The 23,443-nt window shown below is 61.5% G+C and carries 29 protein-coding genes; 19 read left to right on the top strand and 10 right to left on the bottom strand.

The features are described from left to right. Positions 1 to 20: 20 nt before the first annotated feature. From BUB09_RS01885 to BUB09_RS01920, 8 genes are all read right to left on the bottom strand, one after another. Complete coding sequence (locus BUB09_RS01885; RefSeq protein ID WP_072894031.1) at positions 21 to 833, bottom strand: DUF4198 domain-containing protein; 813 nt, start codon at positions 831 to 833, stop codon at positions 21 to 23. A 56-nt stretch (positions 834 to 889) separates the two neighbouring features. Then, positions 890 to 1,453, bottom strand: coding sequence for a DUF2271 domain-containing protein (locus BUB09_RS01890; protein WP_084083084.1), 564 nt, complete (start codon positions 1,451 to 1,453; stop codon positions 890 to 892). A gap of 20 nt (positions 1,454 to 1,473) precedes the next feature. Next, on the bottom strand, positions 1,474 to 2,127 hold the full coding sequence (locus tag BUB09_RS01895) for a PepSY-associated TM helix domain-containing protein (RefSeq protein WP_245793056.1): 654 nt from the start codon (positions 2,125 to 2,127) through the stop codon (positions 1,474 to 1,476). Then, positions 2,124 to 2,804, bottom strand: coding sequence for a Fe2+-dependent dioxygenase (locus BUB09_RS01900; protein WP_072893315.1), 681 nt, complete (start codon positions 2,802 to 2,804; stop codon positions 2,124 to 2,126). The genes BUB09_RS01895 and BUB09_RS01900 overlap by 4 nt, the downstream gene beginning before the upstream one ends. A gap of 48 nt (positions 2,805 to 2,852) precedes the next feature. Continuing rightward, on the bottom strand, positions 2,853 to 5,231 hold the full coding sequence (locus BUB09_RS01905) for a catecholate siderophore receptor Fiu (protein ID WP_072893317.1): 2,379 nt from the start codon (positions 5,229 to 5,231) through the stop codon (positions 2,853 to 2,855). Positions 5,232 to 5,598: 367 nt separating this feature from the next. After that, the gene (locus tag BUB09_RS01910; protein ID WP_072893319.1) at positions 5,599 to 5,823 is read right to left on the bottom strand and encodes a hypothetical protein; all 225 of its coding nucleotides are present in this window, start codon (positions 5,821 to 5,823) and stop codon (positions 5,599 to 5,601) included. A 14-nt stretch (positions 5,824 to 5,837) separates the two neighbouring features. Continuing rightward, positions 5,838 to 6,998, bottom strand: coding sequence for a fatty acid desaturase family protein (locus BUB09_RS01915; RefSeq protein WP_084083085.1), 1,161 nt, complete (start codon positions 6,996 to 6,998; stop codon positions 5,838 to 5,840). A gap of 39 nt (positions 6,999 to 7,037) precedes the next feature. Beyond that, a complete protein-coding gene (locus BUB09_RS01920) occupies positions 7,038 to 8,132 on the bottom strand; it encodes a ferredoxin reductase (protein ID WP_072893321.1) in 1,095 nt (364 codons plus the stop codon). 136 nt (positions 8,133 to 8,268) lie between these two features. On the opposite strand from BUB09_RS01920, the gene BUB09_RS01925 reads away from it, so the two are divergent. The 15 genes from BUB09_RS01925 (at position 8,269) to BUB09_RS01985 (ending at position 18,874) form a co-directional block, all read left to right on the top strand. Continuing rightward, a complete protein-coding gene (locus BUB09_RS01925) occupies positions 8,269 to 8,949 on the top strand; it encodes a TetR family transcriptional regulator (RefSeq protein WP_072893323.1) in 681 nt (226 codons plus the stop codon). A gap of 608 nt (positions 8,950 to 9,557) precedes the next feature. Next, complete coding sequence (locus tag BUB09_RS16850; RefSeq protein ID WP_139250065.1) at positions 9,558 to 9,869, top strand: hypothetical protein; 312 nt, start codon at positions 9,558 to 9,560, stop codon at positions 9,867 to 9,869. A 67-nt stretch (positions 9,870 to 9,936) separates the two neighbouring features. Then, on the top strand, positions 9,937 to 10,224 hold the full coding sequence (locus BUB09_RS16710; RefSeq protein WP_217650208.1) for a hypothetical protein: 288 nt from the start codon (positions 9,937 to 9,939) through the stop codon (positions 10,222 to 10,224). Positions 10,225 to 10,261: 37 nt separating this feature from the next. Beyond that, positions 10,262 to 10,612, top strand: coding sequence for a hypothetical protein (locus tag BUB09_RS16855; protein ID WP_139250066.1), 351 nt, complete (start codon positions 10,262 to 10,264; stop codon positions 10,610 to 10,612). Positions 10,613 to 10,634: 22 nt separating this feature from the next. Further along, the gene (locus BUB09_RS01930; RefSeq protein ID WP_072893325.1) at positions 10,635 to 11,195 is read left to right on the top strand and encodes a PH domain-containing protein; all 561 of its coding nucleotides are present in this window, start codon (positions 10,635 to 10,637) and stop codon (positions 11,193 to 11,195) included. A 484-nt stretch (positions 11,196 to 11,679) separates the two neighbouring features. Beyond that, positions 11,680 to 12,075 (top strand): hypothetical protein, encoded by a 396-nt coding sequence (locus BUB09_RS01935; protein ID WP_139250067.1) that lies wholly within the window; start codon positions 11,680 to 11,682, stop codon positions 12,073 to 12,075. A gap of 18 nt (positions 12,076 to 12,093) precedes the next feature. Further along, positions 12,094 to 12,414 (top strand): hypothetical protein, encoded by a 321-nt coding sequence (locus BUB09_RS01940; RefSeq protein WP_072893329.1) that lies wholly within the window; start codon positions 12,094 to 12,096, stop codon positions 12,412 to 12,414. Between the two features lie 427 nt (positions 12,415 to 12,841). Then, on the top strand, positions 12,842 to 13,573 hold the full coding sequence (locus BUB09_RS01945) for a suppressor of fused domain protein (RefSeq protein WP_072894039.1): 732 nt from the start codon (positions 12,842 to 12,844) through the stop codon (positions 13,571 to 13,573). Between the two features lie 131 nt (positions 13,574 to 13,704). Next, complete coding sequence (locus BUB09_RS01950) at positions 13,705 to 14,343, top strand: FMN-binding negative transcriptional regulator (RefSeq protein ID WP_072893331.1); 639 nt, start codon at positions 13,705 to 13,707, stop codon at positions 14,341 to 14,343. 100 nt (positions 14,344 to 14,443) lie between these two features. Continuing rightward, positions 14,444 to 14,833: a lysozyme inhibitor LprI family protein gene (locus BUB09_RS01955; protein WP_072894041.1), complete on the top strand. Its 390-nt coding sequence runs from the start codon at positions 14,444 to 14,446 to the stop codon at positions 14,831 to 14,833. A gap of 89 nt (positions 14,834 to 14,922) precedes the next feature. Further along, positions 14,923 to 15,273 carry a hypothetical protein gene (locus BUB09_RS16860; protein ID WP_139250068.1) on the top strand — a complete coding sequence of 117 codons (351 nt, stop codon included), beginning with the start codon at positions 14,923 to 14,925 and terminating at the stop codon, positions 15,271 to 15,273. Between the two features lie 402 nt (positions 15,274 to 15,675). Beyond that, positions 15,676 to 16,281: an HD domain-containing protein gene (locus BUB09_RS01965; protein WP_072893337.1), complete on the top strand. Its 606-nt coding sequence runs from the start codon at positions 15,676 to 15,678 to the stop codon at positions 16,279 to 16,281. 283 nt (positions 16,282 to 16,564) lie between these two features. Beyond that, positions 16,565 to 16,996, top strand: coding sequence for a DUF4272 domain-containing protein (locus BUB09_RS01970; RefSeq protein WP_217650224.1), 432 nt, complete (start codon positions 16,565 to 16,567; stop codon positions 16,994 to 16,996). A 520-nt stretch (positions 16,997 to 17,516) separates the two neighbouring features. Beyond that, positions 17,517 to 17,960, top strand: a complete 444-nt coding sequence (locus BUB09_RS01980; protein WP_072893342.1) for a hypothetical protein — start codon at positions 17,517 to 17,519, stop codon at positions 17,958 to 17,960. Between the two features lie 635 nt (positions 17,961 to 18,595). Further along, positions 18,596 to 18,874 (top strand): hypothetical protein, encoded by a 279-nt coding sequence (locus BUB09_RS01985; RefSeq protein ID WP_139250069.1) that lies wholly within the window; start codon positions 18,596 to 18,598, stop codon positions 18,872 to 18,874. Positions 18,875 to 18,930: 56 nt separating this feature from the next. Here the strand turns inward: BUB09_RS01985 and BUB09_RS01990 are convergent, their stop codons facing one another. Beyond that, positions 18,931 to 20,325, bottom strand: coding sequence for a DNA recombination protein RmuC (locus BUB09_RS01990; protein ID WP_072893346.1), 1,395 nt, complete (start codon positions 20,323 to 20,325; stop codon positions 18,931 to 18,933). Between the two features lie 7 nt (positions 20,326 to 20,332). Next, positions 20,333 to 21,412 (bottom strand): phage shock protein operon transcriptional activator, encoded by a 1,080-nt coding sequence (gene pspF, locus BUB09_RS01995; protein ID WP_072893347.1) that lies wholly within the window; start codon positions 21,410 to 21,412, stop codon positions 20,333 to 20,335. Positions 21,413 to 21,615: 203 nt separating this feature from the next. Here pspF and BUB09_RS02000 point away from each other — a divergent pair, with 203 nt between their 5' ends. The 4 genes from BUB09_RS02000 to BUB09_RS02015 all read left to right on the top strand — a co-directional run bounded on the left by BUB09_RS02000 (position 21,616) and on the right by BUB09_RS02015 (position 23,429). Continuing rightward, the gene (locus BUB09_RS02000) at positions 21,616 to 21,924 is read left to right on the top strand and encodes a hypothetical protein (protein WP_072893349.1); all 309 of its coding nucleotides are present in this window, start codon (positions 21,616 to 21,618) and stop codon (positions 21,922 to 21,924) included. 51 nt (positions 21,925 to 21,975) lie between these two features. Further along, on the top strand, positions 21,976 to 22,662 hold the full coding sequence (gene pspA, locus BUB09_RS02005; protein WP_072893351.1) for a phage shock protein PspA: 687 nt from the start codon (positions 21,976 to 21,978) through the stop codon (positions 22,660 to 22,662). A 67-nt stretch (positions 22,663 to 22,729) separates the two neighbouring features. Continuing rightward, entirely contained in the window at positions 22,730 to 22,963 is a 234-nt protein-coding gene (gene pspB / locus BUB09_RS02010) for an envelope stress response membrane protein PspB (protein ID WP_072893353.1), read from the top strand. Beyond that, on the top strand, positions 22,956 to 23,429 hold the full coding sequence (locus tag BUB09_RS02015) for a PspC domain-containing protein (RefSeq protein WP_072893355.1): 474 nt from the start codon (positions 22,956 to 22,958) through the stop codon (positions 23,427 to 23,429). Before pspB ends, BUB09_RS02015 begins: the two co-directional genes overlap by 8 nt. Positions 23,430 to 23,443 lie beyond the last annotated feature (14 nt).

Raw genomic sequence — 23,443 nt, forward strand, 5'->3', positions numbered from 1 at the left:
CGGTGCGGCGACGACGGTACTCAGGGGGACAGCACCTCGAACACGCCGGCGTAGCTGCTGCGGCGCTCGGTGGCGGGCTTTTCGGCCTTGTCGTCGGTGATCGACGCCGACAGGTAGTACAAGCCCGGCTGCGGCCATTCGACGCTGAACTGTCCGTTGCCATCGGTCTTCAGCATCACTTCACCAACCGCGTCGCGATAACGCGCACCGTCAGCAATCAGCTCGACCTCGACGCCCTGCGCCGGCTTGCCGTCGATCAGCAGCTGGAACGTCGCGCGCTCGCCGACGTACAAGTCGTTGAACGCGGTCACCGGCGCCAACTCCAAGCCACGGCCGGTCGGCTTGAGCGCTCCGACGCTGGGCTTGCCGGCCGTGACATAGGTTTCCAGGCGCCCGATCGACTGGCTGACCTTCAGGCCCGTCGCCGTAGCCGGCACCGCGTTCGCAAACTCGGCCGTGTTGAACGGCTGGCCGCGCGGCGGATAACGCCGCGTCTGGCCGTTGTCCTGCCAGCTGGCACTGATGCCGCCGTTGAGCATCGCGATCCGATAGGTACCGGGCTGCGTCAGTTGCAGGTCGAACGTGCTGCGCAGCTTGCCGGACGCGGTGTTGTCGGGCGCGACGCTGCGGCCGTCGGGCGCGGTGATCGCCAGATTGTCCAAGCGCATCGCGTTGTGATCGCGTACAAACGGGACCGTCGAGGCGGCAGCATCGACCGTGACCCACTGGCCGACGCTGAGCACGGTCTTGGACGGCGCCAGCCACGGCTTGTGCGCTTGCGCAGCCAACGGCAATAGCAGCGCAGCGGCGGTCAGCAGCGCTTGAGTCTTGATCGAGTGTTTGCGGGATGTCATGAGCGGGTCCGGTTCGTGGGATCGGCGTAGCGCGATCAGGGTTTGAGCAGCAGCGTCACGGCGCCCAACTCGCTCTTGCCCTGAGCCTTGAGCGGGGTTGTCGTCTTGACCGGCCACTGGAACGGGATATCGAGCACTTCGCGGCCGCCATCCTCGCGCGCCGCTTCGACGACCAGCTTGTACGCGCCCGGCGCCAGATCGCCGAGCGGCGCCCTGCCCTGACTGAAGCTCAGCTCGTACTCGCCGACAGCACGCGTCGCGCCGCTGACGCCATCGGCGGGAAGGCTCATTTCACGGCCACCGCGACGCCACCACTGGCGCAGGTCGGGCAGCCACTTGGTGCCGCCTTCGGCAGCCGGCCCCATCGGCGGCGCTGCGGCCGCTGGGCCGCCGCGCTTTTGCTGGTACCACAGCGCCAACTGGCTGGCGACGCTGCGATCCTCGCGCTCCAGCCACACAGCGACGTATGGACGGTGGTATTCGGCGGTATCGATCGGCGGCACTTGCAGCGTGACGCTCAGATCGGCGGCCAGCGCCGGCGTCGCCGTCAGCCCGCACAGCGCGACGGAAAACGGGTTGCGCATCGAAGGCAGTTTCATGGGTGTGGAGACTCAATGGATCAGTGGATAAACAACAGCGCCAGCAGCAGCGGAATCAGCAGCCCGAGGCCGGTCAGCGGCCATGTGCTGGGTCGTCGCGCCGCCTGCATCTGCAGCAACAGCAGGCCGCTGATGGAGAACACCAGGCAGACGATCGCGAACACGTCGAGAAACGCGGTCCACACGCCACCGGTGTGGCGACCCTTGTGCAGGTCGTTGAGATACGACACCCAGCCGCGATCGGTGCGTTCGTATTCGACCGCGCCACTGGCTCGCTCGATCGACAGCCAGCCGTCACCGCCCGGCCGCGGCAGCGACAGATACACCTCGTCGTCGGACCATTCCGGCACAACGCCGGCCGTCGTCACCGACCACTGCTGCGTCAGCCAGCGTTGCAGCGCTGGCGGCAGTTCGCCGGCATCGGCCGCGTGATCGGCGGTCAATGCCGACAACAACGCCGGCGGTAGCACGGCCTGAAACCGCTGCACCTGCGGCTGCGCTTTGATCTGCGAGGCGTGGTTGAGCGTGATGCCGGTGATCGCGAACAGCAGCATGCCGACCAGACTCAGCGCGGCACTGATCCAGTGCCACTGGTACAACTGCCGCAGCCAAAACGCACGCCACTGCGCGCGACGCGCCGCTGCCGCCACCGTCGTCGTTGCAGTCGCTGTCACAGATCGGCCCAGCGACGCAGCAGGTTGTGATACACGCCGGTCAGCTGCAGCAATGACGGATGCTCGGGTACCGACCGGTTCAAGGCCTGCAGCGCCGTGTCCATCTCATACAGCAGCGTGCGCTGCGCATCTTCGCGAACCAGGCTCTGCACCCAGCAGATGGCGGCGACGCGTGCGCCGCGCGTCACTGCGTTGACCCGATGCAAGCTGGTCGACGGATACAACACCATGTCGCCGGCCGGCAGCTTGGCGGCATGGGCGCCATAGGTGTCATCCATCACCAGTTCGCCGCCGTCGTACTCGTGCGGCTCGCTCAGAAACAGCGTCGCCGACAGATCGGTACGCACGCGGATGCCCTTGCCTCGGACATCGCGCACGGCGGTATCGACGTGCATGCCGAACTCGCCGCCGTCGCAATAGCGATTGAACAACGGCGGAAACACCCGGTGCGGCAACGCGGCCGACAGGAACAGCTCGTTACGGCCCAGCGCCTTGAGCAGGGTATCGCCCAGTTGCTGCGCCACCGGATGTTCCTCGGTCAGCTGCTGGTTGCGTTTGACGCGTGCGGCCTGCGGCCCTGCCGTGTTGCGGCCGTCTTCCCAGTCGGTGCGGTCGAGCACGTCGCGCATCTGCGCGACTTGTTCGGGGGTCAACACCTTGGGAATGTGCAGCAGCATCGGCGGGCTCGGGTGGAAAACAGCGATGGGCGATCAGCGAACGCGGGCCTAGAACTTCAGGTTCAAGCTCAGCAAGTACGACGCAGGCGTACCGGGCAGGTAACGCGAACCGCCGTTGTTGATCGCGGCGATGTAGTCCTCGTCGAACAGGTTGTAGCCATTGAGCTGCACCGTGAGGTTCTTCGTCGCTTCATAGGCGACCATCGCATCGATCAGCGTGTAGCCGTCGACCTTGTACAGATTGGTCAGGCCCACCTGCCCCGTCGTTGCCGACACCGACCCGTTGGGGTTATTGGTTTCGCTGCGCACCTGCGAATCGACGTACTGCGCACCGACACCGAACTGCAAGCGATACGGAACCACCCGATACGTGGTCCACAACGTAGCGTTCCACTCGGGTGTGAAGCGCGCACCGGCGCCATCAGAGGTCTCGGTGCCTTCGGTGATCTCGGCATCCTGCCGCGTCACGCCAGCGCTGACGTTCCAGTTCGGCAGCACTTCGCCGACCAGCGCCAGTTCCACGCCTTTGACCTCGCGCTTGCCGAACTGGATCACCTGGTCGGGGTTGTCGCCGGCGCGAGCCAACTCGTTCTTGTTGGTGCTTTGGAACAGCGCTGCGGTTGCGGCCAGCTTGCCGCCGAACAGATCCCACTTGGTGCCGACTTCGGCGTTGGTCGCTTCGGTCGGATCGAGATTCGGATTGGCGATGTTGGTGCTCGTCGCCGACAGCGAAAAATTTGCGCCGCCCGGCGGCTGGAACGAATTGGCGTACGACACGTACACGCTGCTGATCGCAGTGGGCTTGTAGACGACGCCGGTCTTCCAACTCAGCAGGTTGTCGGCGGCTTCCAGCCGCGTCGCCAAGCCCGACGTTGCCGGGGCCACCGGCGCCGCCACCGTCTGCGTCTCGGTTTCGTAGCGCTCCCAGCGCAGGCTGCCGTTGACCAGCCAGCGGTCGGTGATGTGCAGCGTGTCGAACAGGTAGACCGCGGTGGTGATCGTCTGGCCGTCGGTGTACGCGCCGTTGCGGGCGTAGTTGGCGCGAGTCGCGTTGCGATCGGGGTTGTACAGATTGGCCTGCAGATTGGCGGTCGGGGTGGCGTCGCCGACGACGGCATAAGCCGGCGTGAACTGCTTTTCGTAGATGAACTCCAGACCGCCGCCGAGCGCGTGCTCGACGATGCCGGTCTTTAGCGTGCCGGTCAGGTTGGTCTGGTTGGTCATGATCTCGTTAGTGCGACCGGTGGCCTGCACCGAGCGAGCGACCGTATACGCTGACGGATCGCGCAGCGTGAGCCCGTCAGGTGGCGGTGTCGGCTCGGGGCGCGGCGGATTGGCGGCCGGATCGGCGTTCTGGCCGAAGGCACCGTCGGTGACCGTGACCGCATTGACGCCGGTGAGCACGCGCTGCTGCTCGCTCTTGCCGTAGCGCGCGGTATTGCGCACCGCCACGCCCGGCGCCAAGTCGTGCTCGATCTTGGCGGTGAACATGTTGGCGTCGATGTCTTCGAAGTCTTGCGCAAAGCCGTAGAAGTTCTTCGAATCGGGCGCGGCGACGTCGCGGTCGGCTGCATCCAGCGTCTGCTGGATCGGCTGCGGCACCGAGTTGGAGAACCGGTAGCCCGACAGTCCGACGGTGGGCACGCCGCCGTCGGGCGTGTTGTTCTGCTGAATGTGCTGCGAGAACAGATAGACGCGCGTCGGCGTATCCAAGCCGAACGCGATCGACGGGGCCACGCCCCAGCTCTGGCGCTCGATATGGTCGCGGCCGGCGACACCACCGTCCTGGCCGAGCAGATTGAGCCGCACCGCGCTGTTGCTGCCGATGCTCTGATTCAAATCGGCCGTCACGCGACGGCGCTCGGCGCTGCCATAGCTGATCGTGCCGGCACGGAAGTCTTCCAGCGACGGCAGCTTGCTCGACAGATTGATGTAGCCCGAGGTGGCACCACGGCCGTTGTCGGCGCCTGATGGCCCCTTCACCACCTCGATCTGCTCGATGTTGAAGGTGTCGCGCACCGCCGTGCCCAAGTCACGGATGTTGTCGATGAAGATGCTGTTCTGCGTGTCGAAGCCACGCATGCTGATCGCATCGCCGCTGGTGGAGTTGCCGTTTTCGCCCTGCTGCAGCGTGATGCCCGGCGTATTGCGCAGCGCCTCGGTCAGCGTGGTGGCAACGCGCTCCTGGATCAGCTCCTTCTTGATGACGGTGATCGTCTGCGGCGTGTTGACCAGCGGCTCGCTGAACTTGGGCGACTGTACTTTGTCGGCCTTGTAAGGCGTCTCGACCGAATCTTCGACCTTGACCGCCGGCAGCGCGACGGCACGCTCGGCGGTAGCGGACGGCTCAGCGGCTTGCGCCATCCCCGGAACGGCGTACACAGCCAGCACCGCCGCCGCCAGCGGCGTCATACGAAACATCGTCATCCAAACCTCTCCCTGTCTTGTATTGCGATCGCAAAAAGACGGTGGCTGATCGCTGCCGCCGTCGAGGGCGTCGCTTTGGCTTCCGTACCCGATGTTGCTGAACGCGATTCTACATGAGAATTATTCGCATGCAATAAGTCGCGTGGACCGGGGGTGATCCGCCACCGCTGCGGATCGCCGACGCGCCAGAGGCAGCCGGATATCGGGTAGCGGCGATCGAGGTTCGACGCGCTGAACGAGGCCGAGCAGAGGCGACCCCGGTCCACCGGTTTCTGCCGGCGCTGGCCCGGCGTCGCCGGCCACAAAAAAGGCCCGGATTAACCGGGCCTTGATGACGACGGACGGCTTGGGCCGTCAGCGCTGGACGTCAGCCGTCGTCGCGCTTGGACTTGCTGCGCGGCAGCGTCGAATCGCGGGGCGCATTACGGCCGGCGTCGACCACTTCGAGCACGTCGCTGGCCCACTCACCGACTTCGCGCGTTACGTCACGCACGGCGCCGGTGATGACGCTGGTAATACGACCGACGCGCTCGGCGCCACTGTCGACAGCCACTTGCAGCACATCCTTGATCACTTCCAGCTTGCGGGGCATTGCGCGGTCCGGGTTCAGGCGGTGACCGGCAGCATCGCAGAACGCGGCGGCAGTGCCAATTTGAAGATCTTGGCGACGACACTGCCAAACTGCTTGCGCAGCGAGCCGGTGTTGTACGGCAGGCCGAACTTCTCGCAGACCTTGCGCACTTCCACCGACATTTCCGCGTAGCGGTGCGCCGGCAGATCAGGGAACAAGTGGTGCTCGATCTGGTGGCTCAAGTTGCCGCTGAAGATGTGGAACCACTTGCCGCCTTCGATGTTGGCGCTGCCCAGCAACTGGCGCAGATACCACTGGCCACGCGTCTCGTTGGCCAGCGTGCTCTTGTCGAAGGTCTGCACGTCGGCCGGGAAGTGGCCGCAGAAGATGATCGTGAACGTCCAGTAGTTGCGGACGAGGTTGGCCATCGCATTGCCGACGAACGTGATCGGCGCGCCCGGACCGGCCAGCAGCGGGAACAGCGCGTAGTCCTTCAGCCACTGACCACGGGTTTTCTTCCAGATGCCCTTGAGCAGCGGCATGGCCTCGCTCAGCGGACGCTCGCCCGACAAGATGCGATCGAACTCAGCGTCGTGCAGCGCCACGCCGTACTGGAACAGCGACGCCAGCAGGAACGCAAACACCGGGTTGGCCAGGAAGATCGGGTGCCAGGGCTGGTTTTCGTCCATCCGCAGCAAGCCGTAGCCGACGTCGCGGTCCACGCCCAACACGTTGGTGTAGGTGTGGTGCATCACGTTGTGCGAATGGCGCCACTGGTCGGCCGGGCAAGCCGTGTCCCAGTCGTACTTGCGCGAGTTCAGCTGCGGGTCCTGCATCCAGTCGTACTGACCGTGCATGACGTTGTGGCCGATCTCCATGTTGTCGAGGATCTTGGACGCACCCAGCGCCGCCACGCCACCGACGAACGCCGGCGGCAGCCAGCCGAACTGCAGCATTGCGCGGCCGGCGATTTCGAGTCCGCGCTGCAGCTTGACGATGTCGCGGATGTAGTCGGCGTCGCGCTGGCCCAGATCGCCGAGCACGCGCTCGCGGATCGCATCCATCTCTTTGCCGAAGGCTTCGATCTGCGCCGGGGTCAGCGACAGCGTGTTGGCGGTCAGCGGCTTGGACGGCTGCTGCGGGGCCGACCGAATGCTCGGGTTCGGCGTCTTGGTCAAGGAACGGCTACGGGCCATGGCGGGCTCCTGCTGACAGTCTGGAAAGGGGGTATCGGATTAAAGATCGAGCGTCACGTCGCCAACGGCGGCGCTGACGCAGATCTGGATGTCTTCTTCGCCGTCGGATGACAGCTTGCCGCTGCGCAGGTCGCGGACGACCCCGGACGTCTTGCGGCAGGTGCAGCTATGGCAGATGCCCATGCGGCAGCCGGCCTCGGGGCGCAGCCCAGCCGCTTCGGCTTGGTCGAGCAGGCTGCGGCCGTCGTTGGTGGCCAGACGCTCGCTGCGGATGAAGCGCAGTTCGCCGCTGACGGTGTTCGGGTCGATCACGGCCGTGCTCACCGGCGCCGTGAAGCGCTCGTGGCGCAGCCGCGCCTCGCAGCCGCGCTCGGCGGACAGCGCGATCAGCGCATCGATCAATGCCGCCGGGCCGCAGACGTAGGTATCAACGGCCGCCAGATCAGCGACCAGCGCGTCGACATGCGCCGGGCTGAAATGGCTACCGCCGTCGCGGGTGTGGATCACGCGCAGCTGCCAGCTGGCATGGCGTGCAAACAGCGCGGCCAGCTCGTCGCCGTAGATCGCGTCGGCAGCAGTACGAACGTAATACAGCATGCTGACCGGCGCGCTGCTGACGCGGCCGTCGAGCGTGCGCAGCATCGACATCACCGGCGTGATGCCGCTGCCACCGGCAACCAGCAGCAGCGGCGTCGTGGGCGACTCGGGCAGCACGAACTCGCCCTCGGCCTGCGACAGGCCCAGCACCATGCCGACCTGGGCGTAGGCGTACAGGAAGGTCGACACCAAGCCGCCATCCTGCTGCTTGATCGTGAACTCGACGGCACCGTCACGGCCCGGAGCGGCGCTGGCCAGTGAATAGCAGCGGCTGCGGCGCACGCCGTCGATTTCAACTTCGATACGGGCATACTGGCCGGCGACGAAGCCCTGCCAGTGGCGGTTCGGCCGCACGGTGATCGTCACCGAGTCACGCGTCTGGCGCTGCACGGCCTCGATGCGGCCGCGGACCTGGGTCGCCGACCACATCGGGTTGAACGGCTCCAGAAAGCGGTCGACGCCGTAAGGGGCGGTCAGCGCGGCAACCAGCGGCGAAGTCAGGACGCGGTCGAGGTTGCTGAGGATCGAAGGGTTCATGGCGCAGGCGGTGTTAGTGAACGTGTGTACACATCCTAGGCGGCCGCCTCGGTGAATGTCAACACTTGTACACATGCCTTACGTCAGCCGGTGCCGCGCTGCGTATACTCGCGCCTCGCCCTCCCCTCGCCCCGTCATGCCGGCACCCGACTCGATCACCGACAAACTCGACCAGATCCAGTCTGGGCGTGAAAGCCGCGGCCAGCGTACCCGGCTCGGGCTGCAGGAAGCTGCGCTGCGCTTGCTCGGCCACGACAAGAGCTTCAGCAGCCTGAGCCTGCGTGAGGTGACGCGCGAGGCCGGCATCGTGCCGACCGCGTTCTACCGTCACTACCAGACCATGGAAGAACTGGGCCAGGATCTGGTTGCCGACTCCTTCCGGACGCTGCGCCAGATGATCCGCTCGGTCCGCACCGACGGCCTGCCCAGCAGCGGCAACATGATCCAAGGCACGGTGCAGGTGCTGGTGCAGCACATCCATGCCAACCGGCTGCATTTCCAGTTCATCGCCCGCGAGCGCTTCGGCGGCTACTCGAGCCTTCGCGCGTCGATCCGTGACGAAATCCACGCCTTCGGACAAGACCTCGCGACCGACTTGGCGCAGTTCCCGATCCTGAACCGCTGGGACCCGGAGAGCGTGCAGATGCTGACGACGCTGATGGTCAACACCATGGTGTCGATCGCCGAGCAGATTCTGGAAGCCCCGGCCAACGACGCCGCCGCCGAAGCGGAAATCGTCCGCCGCGCCGAGCGCCAGATGGTGTTCATCTCGCTGGCCGTCCCGGCCTGGAAGCCAAAGGCCGCCAAGCCGGCGTAGCGCAGCAGCGCGCCAGCGCCGATCGGCCTAACAACCAGCGTCGAATTCCTTGCACCGGCGCGTCGCACAGCTGCCGTGCAAACCACCGGCATCGCACTCCAGGCATCCACGACGGCCTCAGCGGCCGCGTCATCACCTACCGTCGCGACAGACGACGAACCGTACGCTCAACCAGCGCCGGCATCAGGGCTACGGGCCTACCCCGCGGGGCGCTACATCGCCTGCGACGCAACTCGTTACAACGCCAAGCAGTGGATCAAGATCCCGGCCGAAATACTAAGAACGACGGCAGGCCCGCAGATGATGGCTGCACTTTCGCCAACTTCGTCACACTTTCAGCCTGCTTGTCGTGCTATCCCGATAACCGCTTATCCCGTTAACGCGCGTCACTCCGGTTCGCACGTTTAATGCAACAAAGTGGATCCGGTAACGTAGTTGATCCTTTCATTGCGCAACGGGGACTTTGACGCTTTCGTCAGCCCGGCACAGGAATCGCTTCAAGGACTAGAGAAGGGAAATCATGGAGACGAGCAACAACCTGAATAAGAACGGCACAGGGTGGCGGCGTGACAGCCGTCATTTTTGAGGCCGAATACTAGTTGGGCCTCGTGAAGAAGGCTTCCACTGCTCGTGGCATCGCGAAGCTGATCGCGGGTGTTGTTTTACTTTTTGGCGGTTACGTTGCATGGCTCATTCACGATACTTTGTCCTCCGCTATGCGGGCAGAGGACCTATGCAATGGCTTCAAGCTCGGGCTTCCCGAAGCAAAGGTTATTGAAGGAATCAACAGCGCGCGTGGGGCGCGTCTCCAGCGCTATCCGGACATGCTGGAAGCTAAGTTTGGGTCGTGTAGCTGTTACGTCGCCATTGCAGCCAAGGGGCAAACCGTTGAGAAAGCAGTCTCTGGCTGTCGTGAATAAGGCCCAATACTAGTTGGGCATGACAAAACAGCGCACACCCTTAGAGCGAGCTGCAGGTAAGTTGATCTTGGCTGTTCAGCAACAGTGGGACGCCGAGTTGGGTGAGCCAAGTGCCGGCGTCAGCGAAGAAGTCATGCACAACAGCCACGATCTTCTTAGCAGCGCCAAAGATGGCTCTTTGCAGTCCGTGCTTCGGGGCAGTTCCGTTACAGACTTTCTAGGAAAAGCCTGGGTGCGGGCGCATCCGCAGGTTCAGCCCGCAATAAAAGCATTCGAGGAGCAGATGGCTAACAGCGGTCATGCCCAACCAACGGTTCAAGCCGACGGCCCCGCCTCCGGCGGGTCCGCGGCTTAACCTGGGCGTTGGGCGTAAAGAAATGAGCCCCCGAACGGTGCACCAGTTGATGTTGCGTAGGTTCTCTCAAGAGACTCCCGCGCAGTGGTTTTACTTCTGTGATGGCTCGGGTTCCGATGAAACAAAAGCGATCGAGTCTTACCTCAAAACTCATTTCGAGGCCGAGCCATTACTGGTTGAGGTCCATCGTTCCATTGGCGGCTGCCTTAGCTTCAGCGAAGCATCGGCACTCATTGCCAAGCACCTGTGCAGATCAAACATCAAGGTCGCAAACAGAGCGTTTACTTCCTTTGCCATCTTCGCGTCTAGCGGCGTCACAACTGCTTGGCAAAGTCGCGCCCAACAAAACATTCAAGCGGACGCGGCTTCGCCGCGCCGCTTAACTTAGGCGTTAGGCGCTCAAAAGCTCTATGAATCTACCTTCCGAACCAATTAAGAAAGAGCTTGGCCCAGGAGAGCGTATTCTCTGGTCGGGTCAGCCCCGGCAGGGTGTTTATCTGCGTGGCGCAGACATCATGCTTGTTCCCTTTAGTGTTCTTTGGGGCGGCTTCGCTATCTTCTGGGAGTATTCGGTTATTACTTCACCCAATGCTCCATTGTTCATGGCTTTTTTCGGCATACCTTTTGTCGTCATTGGCCTCTACCTCATCTTTGGCCGCTTTGTCGTAGAGGCAAAGCAGCGAGCCAGCACCCATTACGCAGTTACAACCCAAAGAATCATCATCGTTTCAGGGTTGTTCTCTCGTGGCGTCAAGTCACTCAATCTGCGCACGCTTTCAGACCTTTCGCTGTCGGAGGGTAGTTCCGACTACGGTTCCATCTTCTTTGGCGGCGGCTCGCCCTTCTCGTTCATGTTTCGGGGCTTCTCAAGCTCGCCCGGCATGGGCAGTCAGCTTGGCCCGCACTTTGACCAAATCCAAGGGGCGCGCAGCGTCTATGAAACCATCCGTAATGCACAGCAAGCGGCATAACAGCAGCGCGTCTAACAAGGCGCTGCACCCGACCCCCACGCCTTCGCTTCGCTTCGGCGCGGGGTCGGGTGAGCTTCGGCGTTGGGCGTCATAAACACATGAGCGCGTTTGTCAGAGTGGGAAGCGTCATTTTCTGGGGCGCAATTGCTTGGCTATTTGTTGCCGTTTTGCTCGCGCTTCAATTTTGGCCGCACCTGCCAGAGTCAAAAGCTGGCTGGGTGGCATTCATCGCTTTCGGTCCGCCCCTCTATGTTCTTGGTGAGTCCGCAGCAGAGTGGCTCTGGTCGTCGCGCATCGGGCGTGCGCTGTCGCGTCCATCACCAACTATGCAAGCAGTTTTTGTCGTCTTGAGTCTGGTCGTAGGCGGGGCATTTGCTTGGGGGCTGTGGTGGCTCTGCTCGCACTAGCAATGTCGCCCAACCAGGCATTCAAGCGGACGGGCTTCGCCCGCCGCTTAACTTAAGCGTTGGGCACTATGAAACGAATGTCATCGTTGCTGTTGCTTCTTCTACCGAGCGTTGCGGTAGCGGAAGTTTCAGACAAAATGGCAACCATTCCTGAGGTTCTCATTCAAGGTGCAATTGCGGCCGCAATCGCCTTCGCCGTTTCAAGGCTCCGCTGGTGGCTCGCCCTCATTGCGGCAGGCTGGGCTCTCTTGCTAGCTGTTGGTGTGTATGGGCTTTGGGAGGAAAGGCATATGAGAGAGGCAGTGCTACATCAGCAAGGCATCAAGTATTTTGCCGCTCTCTTGGCAGAGGTCGGCTGTGTGGTCGCGGGCGGCGCGTTCGGAGCGGTTCTCAATAGGAGAGCCTGGCGCGCCCAACAGGCGGTTCCAGCCGACGTCTCTGCCTCCGCTGCGCTCCGGCAGAGCCGCGGCTGAACCACGGCGTTGGGGCACATGAAACAGCAGCTCAAAACTGCGTTCGCACCTTGGTCTCTGCGCCTGTGGCTCGTCGCACTAGCTCTATTCGTGCTTGGCTTGGTGTCGCTGTTCATCAAGCTCAGTTATGCAGGCGAGCTTTACTATCGCTACGGTGGCTCGCTACTCGGAGAGGCAAGCCTCTGGGTCGGTATGCTTGCCATCGCTACTCAAGCGGTCTATCTGGTCCGAGTCCGCACAGCTAAAAGTGGTTTGGCTTTTGCTGGCAGTATCATTCTCGGTGCGGCTCTGCTCTCTGCTGCTTGGTTCCTGTATGTCATCACGCATAGCGGTGTGTAGCCGCCCCAACCAGGCATTCAACGCGACGGCCCGTAAACGGGCCGCGCGTTAGCTCCGGCGTTGGGCGTAAAAGCGCGCATGCCTAGTTTCAAGCCCATATATGGCTGGGGATGGTTCCAGGGTCCAGGCAAAACATCAGTTGCAGTGCCGGAGCCGTTCTCAGTCCTAGTGCTGCGGGCTTCCGAATCTGAGGTTGTCGGAGTAATTGATCAGCCACATGAATATGCGGGCTTCAATGTGCGACTCGGAATCCGCAGCATCGAGCCGAGTGGTGCCAAGCATTGGAACGTGTGCCTCTCAACGGATGGGCAAGGCCAGATCACCGGGTTCGCTGAGTCCCTATGATCAATTGCGTCCAACAAGGGGCTGCAGGCGACGGCTTCGCCGCGCCTGAGCACAAGCGTTGGGCATTTTGGAGAGAGTGACAATGAGTTCTGCAGAAAAGTCCGCTGTTGTTTCTATGAGCGGCAGCCCGATCCTTCGCCACAGCGAAGCTGCTCCTTTTGAGGGTCCGCAGGGCGAAGAGTGCATCGAACAAATCTCAGACCACATTGAAGCGCACCTCGGACAAATTGAAACTGTATTTCATGAGATCGTGTCCGACACCGTTCATATCGATGTCCATTTCGTAAAAGCGACTGAGACTTTTCCGTTCGTCAGATTGGTGACATCCGGCATGAGCGACCTACCAATGTCGGCGCCAGAAGATTCCGATGTGCCAAAGTTCGTTGAGGTGTTAATGACCCTTCCTGGGAACTGGAAACTCGATCAAGACTCTTTAAGTGATGAGCATTGGTATTGGCCGATACGGCTAATGAAAGGGCTTGCCAGGCTACCTCACAAGCACAAGACATGGCTGGGTTGGGGACATACAGTTCCCAACGGAGACCCAGCTGAGCCGTACGCGTCGAGTACAAAGCTTTGCGGAGCAATCCTGCTGCCCTCTGTCACAGTTCCGGAGGGCTTTCACAAGCTACGCATCGACCAAGATAAGGAGATCACCTTCTTTTCTATCGTCCCTCTTTACGAAGAGGAGATGAGATTGAAGTTGCGGTCAGGATCAGATGCGTTACTGAACAGATTCGACAAAACCAACGTAAATGACATAGTCGACCCATCGCGGCGAAACTCGGCAAAGAAGAACTTCGGCCTATTTTAGAAATGCCCAACAAGCGCTTCCAGCCGACGTCCACGCCTCCGCTGCGCTCCGGCGCGGCCGCGGCTGAAGCTAGGCGTTAGGCTTTTCGCAAATACGCGCCTTTTCAATTCGTTAGGCTTTTTAAAAACCATATGTACTGCCCTGCACACTTCCAAGAAGACAGGCTCCCACAGCTAATCACCCTGATTGAACAGTTCCCCTTGGCAACCATCATTTGCAATGGGCCTTCTGGCTTAGTGGCAGATCACATACCTCTGATGTACGAGGGTGAGTTGGGCGCTTCGGGCAAGCTTGTTGGCCATGTCGCCAAGAACAATCCTCTGTGGCAACTCTCCGCTGGTCAAGAACTGCTTGTCGTCTTTCAAGGCCCGTCAACCTACATTTCGCCGAATTGGTATGCCACCAAACGTGATGCCGGCAAGGTTGTGCCGACCTGGAACTACGCAGTCGTTCATGCCTCCTGCACACTTGAAGCAATTCATGATCCTCAGCAGGCGCTGGAAATCATTACAAAACTGACTGACCAGCACGAAGCATCTCAGTCCCACCCTTGGCGCGTCACTGATGCGCCGATCGAGTTCACCGATAGGCTTGTCGGCAACATCGTTGGCATTGAGCTCAAGATAAATCGCATGCACGGGAAGTGGAAGGTCAGCCAGAACCAACCAACGCAGAATCAGCAATCGGTAGCACAAGGTCTTCTAGCTGAAGGCTCAGATGCACAGACGCAAATGGCGTTGCTGGTTGGCGCTAATGGAGCCAAGTTATGAAAGACTCAACGTTTTCCGCATCTGTCACCAGCCTAACTGTAGGTTCAACGCGGACAAAAATGCTCCGCATTTTTGCCGGTTAACCCGGGCGTTGGGCTTCATGAAACTCTCTATCCGCGACCTCTGGATTGTTCTCATTCTTTTTTCAGCGACGGCAGCCGGCCAGCCGCAGGCAGATTTAACGGCGAGCAGCTGCAATGAGTATCGGCAGGCTGAAAGTCGGCTGGCCGAACTCTACGCAAAGGCTCTAAAGTTCAATGAAGGCGATCAAAAGCTAGTTGCTGCAATCAAGCGATCACAAGCCGCTTGGCTGTCCTATGTTCAAGCCGAGTTGGGCGCCATTTACCCGGAGGACTATCAACGAGGTTCAGCAGAGCCGATGTGTCGGTGCGGAGAGCAACTGGCTCTCGTTAACGCTCGCATAGAGCAACTTGCACGCTGGGTATACGTCCAGCAAGGCGACGTATGTGCAGGAAGCCGGTCAAGCTAGTCCAACTAGTGGTTCAACCCGAAGTCCCGGCCTCCTGCCGGTCCTCGAGTTAGCCGGGCGTTGGGCGTAAAGAAATGAGCCCCCGAACGGTGCACCAATTGATGTTGCGTAGGTTCTCTCAAGAGACTCCCGCGCAGTGGTTTTACTTCTGTGATGGCTCGGGTTCCGATGAAACAAAAGCGATCGAGTCTTACCTCAAAACTCATTTCGAGGCCGAGCCATTACTGGTTGAGGTCCATCGTTCCATTGGCGGCTGCCTTAGCTTCAGCGAAGCATCGGCACTCATTGCCAAGCACCTGTGCAGATCAAACATCAAGGTCGCAAACAGAGCGTTTACTTCCTTTGCCATCTTCGCGTCTAACGGCGTCACGACTGCTTGGCAACGTCGCGCCCCAAAATACATTCAAGCGGACGCGGCTTCGCCGCGCCGCTTAACTTAGGCGTTAGCCATATGACACCAGAGCAACTCACAGCCCGTAAGAGAAGGCTCGCGTCTTCGGCGCGGGCGCTCGTTACTGGTGATCTCGGGCTTGTTCCTGCATCGAGAAATATTAGCCAAGCGCTGCGGGTCATGGAGAACGAGGCGCCGGCCGGGTATGAGGTGTTCGAGCAGTTCTATGATGCAATCTCCAAAGACATCCCGCTTGGCATAGCACGTCTCAGATGGCCTATCGAGTTATTGCTCAACTTCGATGCTCGGTTGGTGGAGTTAGAGGCACGGTTCCGTCCTGCTCTTCTAAGGGCATCAATGGCGTTAGCTGAAACATATGGCTAACCCGGCGCTCAACCGGAAGCACCCGAAAAGCCGGTCACTCCGGTTAGCTCAGCGTTAGGCCTCTCAAATGAGCGCGTTCGAACGATCTTGGACACAAGCCTGGGCAGACCTTGGTTTAACTGCGCCGCCGGACCTATTCGACGCACTGCTTAGTGCCTACAGCGAACCTCAGCGCCACTACCACTCACAGCAGCACCTAGCTGAATGCCTGGATCACTTCGGTCAGACCCGACATCTAGCGGAGCACCCCGGAGAAGTCGCAATTGCTTTGTGGTTTCACGATGCAATCTACGACGTGCGGGGCAAATCGAACGAACAGCAAAGTGCAGACTGGGCTCTTCGAGTGCTGCAAGCGAGTAGTGGCCACGAAGTCACTCAACAGCGAGTTAAACAGTTGATCATGGCCACCAAGCATGACGCCACGCCAACACGTAGCGACGAACAACTGCTCGTTGACATCGACCTTTCGATCCTGGGTGCCAAGCCCGAGCGTTTTGCTGAGTACGACCGGCAGGTGCGTGCAGAGTACAGTTGGGTGCCAGGTTTCTTGTACAACATGAAGCGTAAAGACGTGCTCCGGTCATTCCTGAATCGGCCCTACATTTATAGCACCAGACATTTCAATGAGCGCTATGAAACACAAGCGCGCACAAACCTTGCCGCAATTGTCTGAACTCACGCAACAGGTACGAAACCGTGACTCGCTCATCCAAGCAATCATCTATCCCTCGCCCAACTCGGCGTTCAACTGGACATCGACGTGCTGCGCACGTCGATGTCAGTTAGCTGGGGCGTTAGGTTTCGCGATGCACATCGAAAGCGAGGAAATATTGCCCGAAGAGGAGGTGCGCGACGCGTCTGAGATTGCCAGACGAGCGCTCGCGTTATTCGCGGTTGTTGGCCTCGCGTTAGGCGCGCCCAAGGAGACAACTCTCACGTGATTACGTGACGAATCACTGTGGGATGAGCTTTCACCCGAAGAGCTGAAGTTCGTCTCTACTTTGGAACCGACCGAGCGGCAGCGGACTAACGGATCTTGGCGTAGCGAGGCATTGCTCATGCTCCTTTGGTCGATCGGTGTCGTTAATGAACTTCCGGGCTTAGCAGAGCACTGCGATGTGGGAGCTTTCCAGAGGGTCTTGCCACCCTTCGCGACTGTGACTGTCAATGAGTTCATTTCATCTGCACAGCGCCGCTCAGATGATGAGCTGTTCGAAATGGCGAACGAATTGCTGGATTCTCATTGGGAAGCGCGCGATGCGCGCATTAATAGCAAACCTATGCCTGCAAACCTCGATATCGGAATAATTCATGAGAGGCATCATGCGATCAACTGGATCATCGGCTATGGCGGCTTACCGTGGGATGACGTTACCACCGACACCTAACAATTCATCCCACCGGACCGCCTCCGGCGGCCGGTGACTTCAAACGTTCGGCTCAAAGGAATCCCGTGATTGAGATAGCCAAGTTCGGGACGCTCTTCTTGCTTGCAAAGCTCGTGGGCTGTGCCTGTGTACTGGTCCCGGCAGCTTACGAGGCGCCTATACGCGCCATCCAGCTAAGCATGTACTACAAAGTTTTAACTCAGGGTCCCGGCGGCTTTGATGACGCAGTGCAAATATCCATCGTCGATGCTCCAGCGCAGTACGCGTCTGGCGTTGGGCGGCTGCTCCGCGCGAACGATGGCACTGGGGGGCAAGAAGCGGGTCTGTACTTTGCGGAGTACGTCGCAAACGATGCTGCGGTCAGGGCGGGACTTATGTCACTCGCTGAGCGTAACCCCGATCAAGCAACCAAAGAATTTGTTCGCCGTCTCTTAGATGGCACGGACCAGGCCGAACAAGGCATTCAACCCGACGGCCCCGCCTCCGGCTGGTCCGCGCGTTACTTTTGGCGTTAGGCCTGATGGAAACAGTCGACGTGATTGCGGTGCCAGAAGGGGAAGAACACTTAAGTTCATGCTCCTGCTGTGGCCGCCCGATCTACAGTGGCTACGGTGAGCTTAAAGCTGAGAGTGTCGGCATCGCCGACTACTGGTATCGCTGGCCCGCGGGCCATCAAGGGCTTTTCAATCTGGCTATCGCATTCCGAGACGGCGAAGGCGAACCAGTCGAAGACGGCGGCGTTGTGGCTGTTTCCGTACGCATTGATAGCGGAAACATCATCTACACGGTGCAAGAGCCTGAGGAGGCGCCTTGGTCCGACTTCGGCGCTTACGGCAAGGTGGTAAGCAGAGCTTTGGCGCTCGAAGAAGCTCAGGCAAACAATCTCTTCAATATTGTCGGCGCGATAAGCGCAAACGAGCGCCGTATATCCACACGAGTCCTTGGCAGTGGGCTACAGGTATAGCTATCGCTTCAAGGCCGACGTCCCCACCGCCGCTTCGCTGCGGCAGGGACGCCGCTTAAGCTGGCGTTAGGACTTAAGAATATGTCGAAACATAAGTGGATTCCGGTCTTGCCAAAGAACTACCGGAGCATTGCGCTTCACGCCATTGGAATAGCTTCTGCGCCTGTCGTCCTCATGAACCGAAAGCCGGTGACCGATTTTTCAGAGCAGGGGCCGCTGACACAACAGAGTATTCGGTCCTGCATTGATTTCGAGATTCGCGACGGATCGGAGTCAATACTAGGCTTCCACGATCACCCCAACGAAATGTGGGTAACAGAACCCTATGCAGCCGTCGCTGCGTACTGCGCCGAAAAAGGCTGGCTAACGATTGAGGGTCGTGCGTCCTAGCTACGTGCTCCAGTGCGACGTCTCCGCCTCCGGCGAAGCCGCGACGGCCCTGCACCCCGGCGAGTCTCCACATTAATCCGTGCATTATGCCTCGAGATAAAACATGCACTTCACCGGCTCCTCGCTACCTGCGGGCGACAGCCATTTCAACTTTGGCTGCCTCGGCCATTCCGGCAGCCTTTATGCTCTACGCTATATACGACGTTCAGCATGGACCTCCGGTCGATGCGTCAGAGGCCCAAGGCTTGGCCATGATCCTCGCTCACCTGCTTGCCGCCATCGCGTTCGTAGCCATCGCATTTCCCCTGGTCGGATGGCATCTCTACAAAAGGCAGGGTCTAACGCGGCAGCGCTTCTATAAAGCGCTTTTCGTGATGCTTGCGGTCGCCTCGCTCATTCCGGCGGCGTTGCTGGCAGCCATGGGTTTTGGCGCCAGTGCGTTTGTACTTGCGCCCGCCAGTTTCACTATCTTGGCTACCCTCACTTTGCCGCTCCGTCCGCTGTGGCTTACGGTGGCCCTATGAGGCAGCAGCACGATGACGGCCCGCTGACTCGCAGCCCTCATACTGCGCTTCATCACTCAACCCCGCGGCAGATCACCCGCAACCAGCTCCGGTGCCTGCAGTTGCCGAGTCGCTTGCTGCAGGCTGTCGAGTGGGCTGATGTCGCCAGTACCGGCGCCCAGTTCCTTGAAGCGGCGTGCAGCGGGCAGCACGCGCGACTCGAGTGTGCCGACCGCGTCGTTGTAGGTGTTGACGGCGGTACCGAGGTTTTTGCCGAGTTTGGCGAAGTGTTCGGCGAGCTTGCCGACGCGCTCGTACAGATCGCGACCCAGAGTGGCGATCGCTTGCGCGTTTTCGGCGAGTTTTTCCTGGCGCCAGCCGTAGGACACAGCGCGCAGCAGCGCGATCAGCGTGGTGGGCGTGGCGACGATCACGCCCTGCTTGACGCCGTCTTCGATCAAGCCCGGTTGCTGTTCGAGCGCCGCGCTGAAGAACGATTCGCCAGGCAAAAACATCACGACGAATTCCGGCGTTGGCTCAAACTGCTGCCAGTAGCTCTTGGCGCTGAGCTTGTTGACGTGGTCGCGCAGCTGCCGCGCGTGGCCGGCGAGGTGCGTCAGCCGCAGCGCGTCGTCCGTGGTTTCGACTGCGTCCAGATAGGCTTGCAGCGGCGCCTTGGCGTCGACGACCACGCGCTTGCCGCCCGGCAGGCGCACGACTAGGTCGGGCCGCAGGCGGCCGTCGTCGGTGGTCATCGACACCTGTTGCTCGAAGTCGCAGTAGTCGAGCATGCCGGCCATTTCGACGACGCGCTTGAGCTGGATTTCGCCCCAGCGGCCGCGCGTCTGCGGCGCGCGCAGCGCCTTGACGAGGTTGCCGGCTTCGAGCCGCAGCTGGTCTTGCGTGACGATCATCGAGCGCACTTGAGCGCTGAGCGAGCCGTAGGCTTCGGCGCGCGACTTTTCCAGCTCGTCGATCTTGGTGCGCACGCCGTCAAGCGATTTGCTGATCGGCTCGACCAGGGCTTTGACCGCCTGCTCGCGCTGTTCGAGCTTACCGTCGGTCTGCGCCTGCAGCTTTTCGAACGTGGCACCGGCCAGCCGCATGAACGCCTCCTGGCTGGCTTGCAGCGCATCGGCCGACAGCGCCTTGAACGATTCTTCGAGCTTGTGCCGCGCCTCTTCGAAGCTGGCGAGCCGCTCCTGGCCTTGGCGACGTTCCTCGGCAAGCTGCGTCTGCAGTTCGGCGACGCGCACCTGCTGCTCGCCCAAGCTGCGTGCCTGCGCGGCCAGGTCGGCGTCGCGCTGCTGCGTCAGCTTTTGCTGCTCAGCGAGTTGCTGCTGCAAGTGGGCGTTGCGGGTCTGTTCGACCGCCAGCAGCGCGCGCGAGCGCGCTTGGGCGATCAGCCAGGCCAGGGCGGCGCCGGCCATCAGGGCCAGCAGCGTGGATGCGATCAGCGTCGTCGGGGTCATGGTCGGGTCAGGCGTTGGTGTCGTCGGCGCGCAGCAGGCCGTATTTGCGCAGCTGCCCGCGATACTGGTGATAGGTCAGGCCGAGCAACTCGGCCGCGCGCTTCTGGTTGTAGCGCGCCGCATCGAGCGCACCCTTGAGCAGCCGCGTTTCGAACTCGGCCACTTCGCGCTCGAAGTCCAGCGGGTAGCGCGGCTCGTCGGCACCTGCCGATGCCGTCGGCGCCGCTGCGGCCGCGGTCGTGGCGACCAGCGTCGGCAACACGCCGGCTTCGACAGCGCCGGTCGGCAGCACGCCGCGTGGCCGGTACGGTGACGCGAACGGGTCCAGCTCCAGCTGCTCGACGACGCGGCGCGCGTGTTCGAGCCGGTAGACCGAGCGCTCAACGACGTTGCGCAGTTCGCGGACATTGCCGGGCCAGTCGTGCGCCAGCATCTGCCGCTCCGCGGCCGGCGAGAAGCCGGCGAAGTATTCGCGGCCCAGCTCCTTGGCCATGTTCTCGGCAAACTTCTGCGCCAGCAGCACGATGTCGTCGCGCCGCTCGCGCAGCGGCGGCACCGTCACCACGTCGAACGACAGCCGGTCGAGCAGGTCTTCGCGAAAGCGCCCGGCCCGCGCCAGCGCCGGCAGGTCCTGATTGGCGGCGCCGACCAGCCGCACGTCGACGCTGATCGTCTCGCTGGACCCCAGGCGCTCGAACTCGCCGTATTCGATCACGCGCAGCAGTTTTTCCTGCAGCCGCAGGCTCATGCTGGCCAACTCGTCGAGAAACAGCGTGCCGCCATGGGCTAGCTCGAAGCGGCCGACGCGCGCTCGCGTGGCGCCGGTGTAGGCGCCGGATACGTGCCCAAACAGCTCGGATTCGAGCAGCTCCTCATTCAAGGCCGCGCAATTGAACTTCACGTACGGCCGCTGCCAGCGCTCCGACAGAAAATGCAGCCGCGCGGCGATCAGCTCCTTGCCGGAACCGCGCTCACCGATGATCAGCACCGGCTTGCTCAGCGGCGCCACGCGCGACACTTTTTCGAGGACGGCCAGGAAGTTGTCGGACTGGCCGAGGATCGGATCGGGGATGTCGCGCTGGGCCATTCGGGCGGATTTCGTCGGTCAGGTCACTCGGTGGCGTTTTCTACCACAAGTTTGCGGAGGTCGCCGACGCGGCTCGACAGCGCCACTGTGGCCCCGACATTATTTCTCTATATTTCATGTACTTGCGATGAGCCAGCAACTTGGCACAAGGCTGGCAATAGGACTGGGGCACCAATCGAACATCGAACATCAAGGAGAGACCCATGAACCAGCACCGCCCCCTCGCCCAGGCTCTGATCGCGCTGACGCTGATCGCCGCCAGCACTGGAGCGGCGCAGGCCGCCGACGGCATCGGCAGCCGTGTCGGCAGCAACGTCGGCCGCTGGATCGCCGCCCAGGGCAACGCCGCGCTGCAGGAACTGCAGCAGGACCTCAAGCGTGACCTGGTCGACCGCCTCAAGCCGCTGTTGCCGGCCGGCGACGCGCCGATGGCCGCCGAGTCGCCCGCACACAAGGTCGGCAACGACCTGGCGCCGGCCCCGGCCGCCGGCGCGCCGAAGCAGTCGCTGTAGTACGCCCACCCCATCCCCAACGCCGCACGCTCACCGAACCGGAGTCTTTTCATGGGCATCTTTTCGCGCCTTTCCGACGTCATCAACTCCAACATCCACGCCATGCTCGACAAGGCGGAGGACCCGGAGAAGATGGTTCGCCTCATCATCCAGGAAATGGAAGACACGCTCGTCGAAGTGCGCTCGACCAGCGTCCGAACGATCGCCCGCAAGAAGGAACTGCAGCGCCTGCTGGGCCAATTGCAGAACGAAGCCAACGACTGGGGCAGCAAGGCCGAGCTGGCCCTGAGCAAGGACCGCGAAGACCTGGCGCGTGGTGCGCTCGGCGCCAAGAACCGCGCGCTGGAACAGTTCGCGATGTACGAAAAGGAGCTGCTGCACGTCGAAGACGAGATCGGCAAGCTCGACGAGGACACCGGCAAGCTCAAGGCCAAGCTGGCCGATGCGCGCCAGCGTCAGAAGGCCATCGTGTTGCGGTCGCAGTCGATCAGCTCGCGTCTGCGGGTCAAGTCGACGATCCACGATACGAAGATGAACGACGCCATGCTTAAAATGGAGCAGTACGAGGGCAAGATCGACCGCATGGAAGCCGAACTGGAAGCCTACGATCTGGGCACCCGCTCGCTGCAGGACGAGTTCGCGCAACTGGCCAGCAACGACAAGGTGGAAGACGAACTGAGCCGGCTGCGTGCCAAGCTCGGCAAGACGCCCGCCGCCGGCGAGCCAGGCAAGGAATAGCAAGGCCCAGGGGCGCGCCGCGATCGGTGCGTATCGATTTGTCAGGAAGGTCTAAGGGGATCCTTTCGTGGAAGAACTGGTTCCGCTGCTAGCGATCGTCTGCCTGTTCGTGATCCTGCCCGGCATGGGCATGTGGTTCGCGGACCGGCAGCGGCGCTGGAAAGCACAACAAAACCTCAGCAGCCATGAGGCCGACGCCGATCTGTTGCGTCTGGCCGACCGGCTGGAGCGGCGCGTCGAGGCGCTGGAAAAAATCCTCGACGCCGAAGCACCCAATTGGAGGAGCCGTCACCATGGCTAAGCTGTCGTCATTTCATTCGTCGCGCTTCCGCCGCTATCCGGACGATGGCTACATCGGCGGCGTCTGCGCCGGCGTGGCCGACTTCCTGGGCTGGAACGTCCGGCTGATCCGCGCGCTGGCGGTGCTGACCTTCATCTTCGGCGGCTTTTTTCCGATCGTGTTGGTCTACGGCCTGCTGTGGTACGTGATGGAAGAAACCCGCGGCAAGCCGTCGCTGCTGCCACCATCGGACGACGGTGCGTATCGCAGCCGCTATCGCGGCAACGGTGGCGGTGATGGCAGCGGTGGTGCCTACGCTGACCGCGCCTATCACGACGCTGGCGCCCCGCGCGGGCCGATGTCCAGTGCCGACCTAAAAGCCCGGTTCTCGAGGCTCGACCAGCGGCTGAGCAGCATGGAAGACTGCGTCACTTCCAACGATTACGAGCTGCGCCGCGAGCTGCGCAAACTCGAGGGCCAAGCCTGAGCAGAACGCCCGCC

Origin of the sequence: Hydrocarboniphaga daqingensis, from assembly GCF_900129825.1 — a bacterium.
GTDB lineage: Bacteria > Pseudomonadota > Gammaproteobacteria > Nevskiales > Nevskiaceae > Hydrocarboniphaga > Hydrocarboniphaga daqingensis.

Bases quoted from the DNA above. Each gene is read 5' to 3' on its own strand.
- BUB09_RS01905 (WP_072893317.1), bottom strand. From the start codon at position 5,231: ATGACGATGTTTCGTATGACGCCGCTGGCGGCGGCGGTGCTGGCTGTG.
- BUB09_RS01925 (WP_072893323.1), top strand. From the start codon at position 8,269: ATGCCGGCACCCGACTCGATCACCGACAAACTCGACCAGATCCAGTCT.
- BUB09_RS01920 (WP_072893321.1), bottom strand. From the start codon at position 8,132: ATGAACCCTTCGATCCTCAGCAACCTCGACCGCGTCCTGACTTCGCCG.
- BUB09_RS01965 (WP_072893337.1), top strand. From the start codon at position 15,676: ATGAGCGCGTTCGAACGATCTTGGACACAAGCCTGGGCAGACCTTGGT.
- BUB09_RS02000 (WP_072893349.1), top strand. From the start codon at position 21,616: ATGAACCAGCACCGCCCCCTCGCCCAGGCTCTGATCGCGCTGACGCTG.
- BUB09_RS01980 (WP_072893342.1), top strand. From the start codon at position 17,517: ATGGAAACAGTCGACGTGATTGCGGTGCCAGAAGGGGAAGAACACTTA.
- BUB09_RS01990 (WP_072893346.1), bottom strand. From the start codon at position 20,325: ATGACCCCGACGACGCTGATCGCATCCACGCTGCTGGCCCTGATGGCC.
- pspA (WP_072893351.1), top strand. From the start codon at position 21,976: ATGGGCATCTTTTCGCGCCTTTCCGACGTCATCAACTCCAACATCCAC.
- BUB09_RS01910 (WP_072893319.1), bottom strand. From the start codon at position 5,823: ATGCCCCGCAAGCTGGAAGTGATCAAGGATGTGCTGCAAGTGGCTGTC.
- BUB09_RS01915 (WP_084083085.1), bottom strand. From the start codon at position 6,998: ATGGCCCGTAGCCGTTCCTTGACCAAGACGCCGAACCCGAGCATTCGG.
- pspF (WP_072893347.1), bottom strand. From the start codon at position 21,412: ATGGCCCAGCGCGACATCCCCGATCCGATCCTCGGCCAGTCCGACAAC.
- BUB09_RS01955 (WP_072894041.1), top strand. From the start codon at position 14,444: ATGAAACTCTCTATCCGCGACCTCTGGATTGTTCTCATTCTTTTTTCA.
- BUB09_RS01900 (WP_072893315.1), bottom strand. From the start codon at position 2,804: ATGCTGCTGCACATTCCCAAGGTGTTGACCCCCGAACAAGTCGCGCAG.
- BUB09_RS01940 (WP_072893329.1), top strand. From the start codon at position 12,094: ATGAAACAGCAGCTCAAAACTGCGTTCGCACCTTGGTCTCTGCGCCTG.
- BUB09_RS01945 (WP_072894039.1), top strand. From the start codon at position 12,842: ATGAGTTCTGCAGAAAAGTCCGCTGTTGTTTCTATGAGCGGCAGCCCG.
- BUB09_RS01930 (WP_072893325.1), top strand. From the start codon at position 10,635: ATGAATCTACCTTCCGAACCAATTAAGAAAGAGCTTGGCCCAGGAGAG.
- BUB09_RS01950 (WP_072893331.1), top strand. From the start codon at position 13,705: ATGTACTGCCCTGCACACTTCCAAGAAGACAGGCTCCCACAGCTAATC.
- BUB09_RS01890 (WP_084083084.1), bottom strand. From the start codon at position 1,453: ATGAAACTGCCTTCGATGCGCAACCCGTTTTCCGTCGCGCTGTGCGGG.
- BUB09_RS01935 (WP_139250067.1), top strand. From the start codon at position 11,680: ATGTCATCGTTGCTGTTGCTTCTTCTACCGAGCGTTGCGGTAGCGGAA.
- BUB09_RS02015 (WP_072893355.1), top strand. From the start codon at position 22,956: ATGGCTAAGCTGTCGTCATTTCATTCGTCGCGCTTCCGCCGCTATCCG.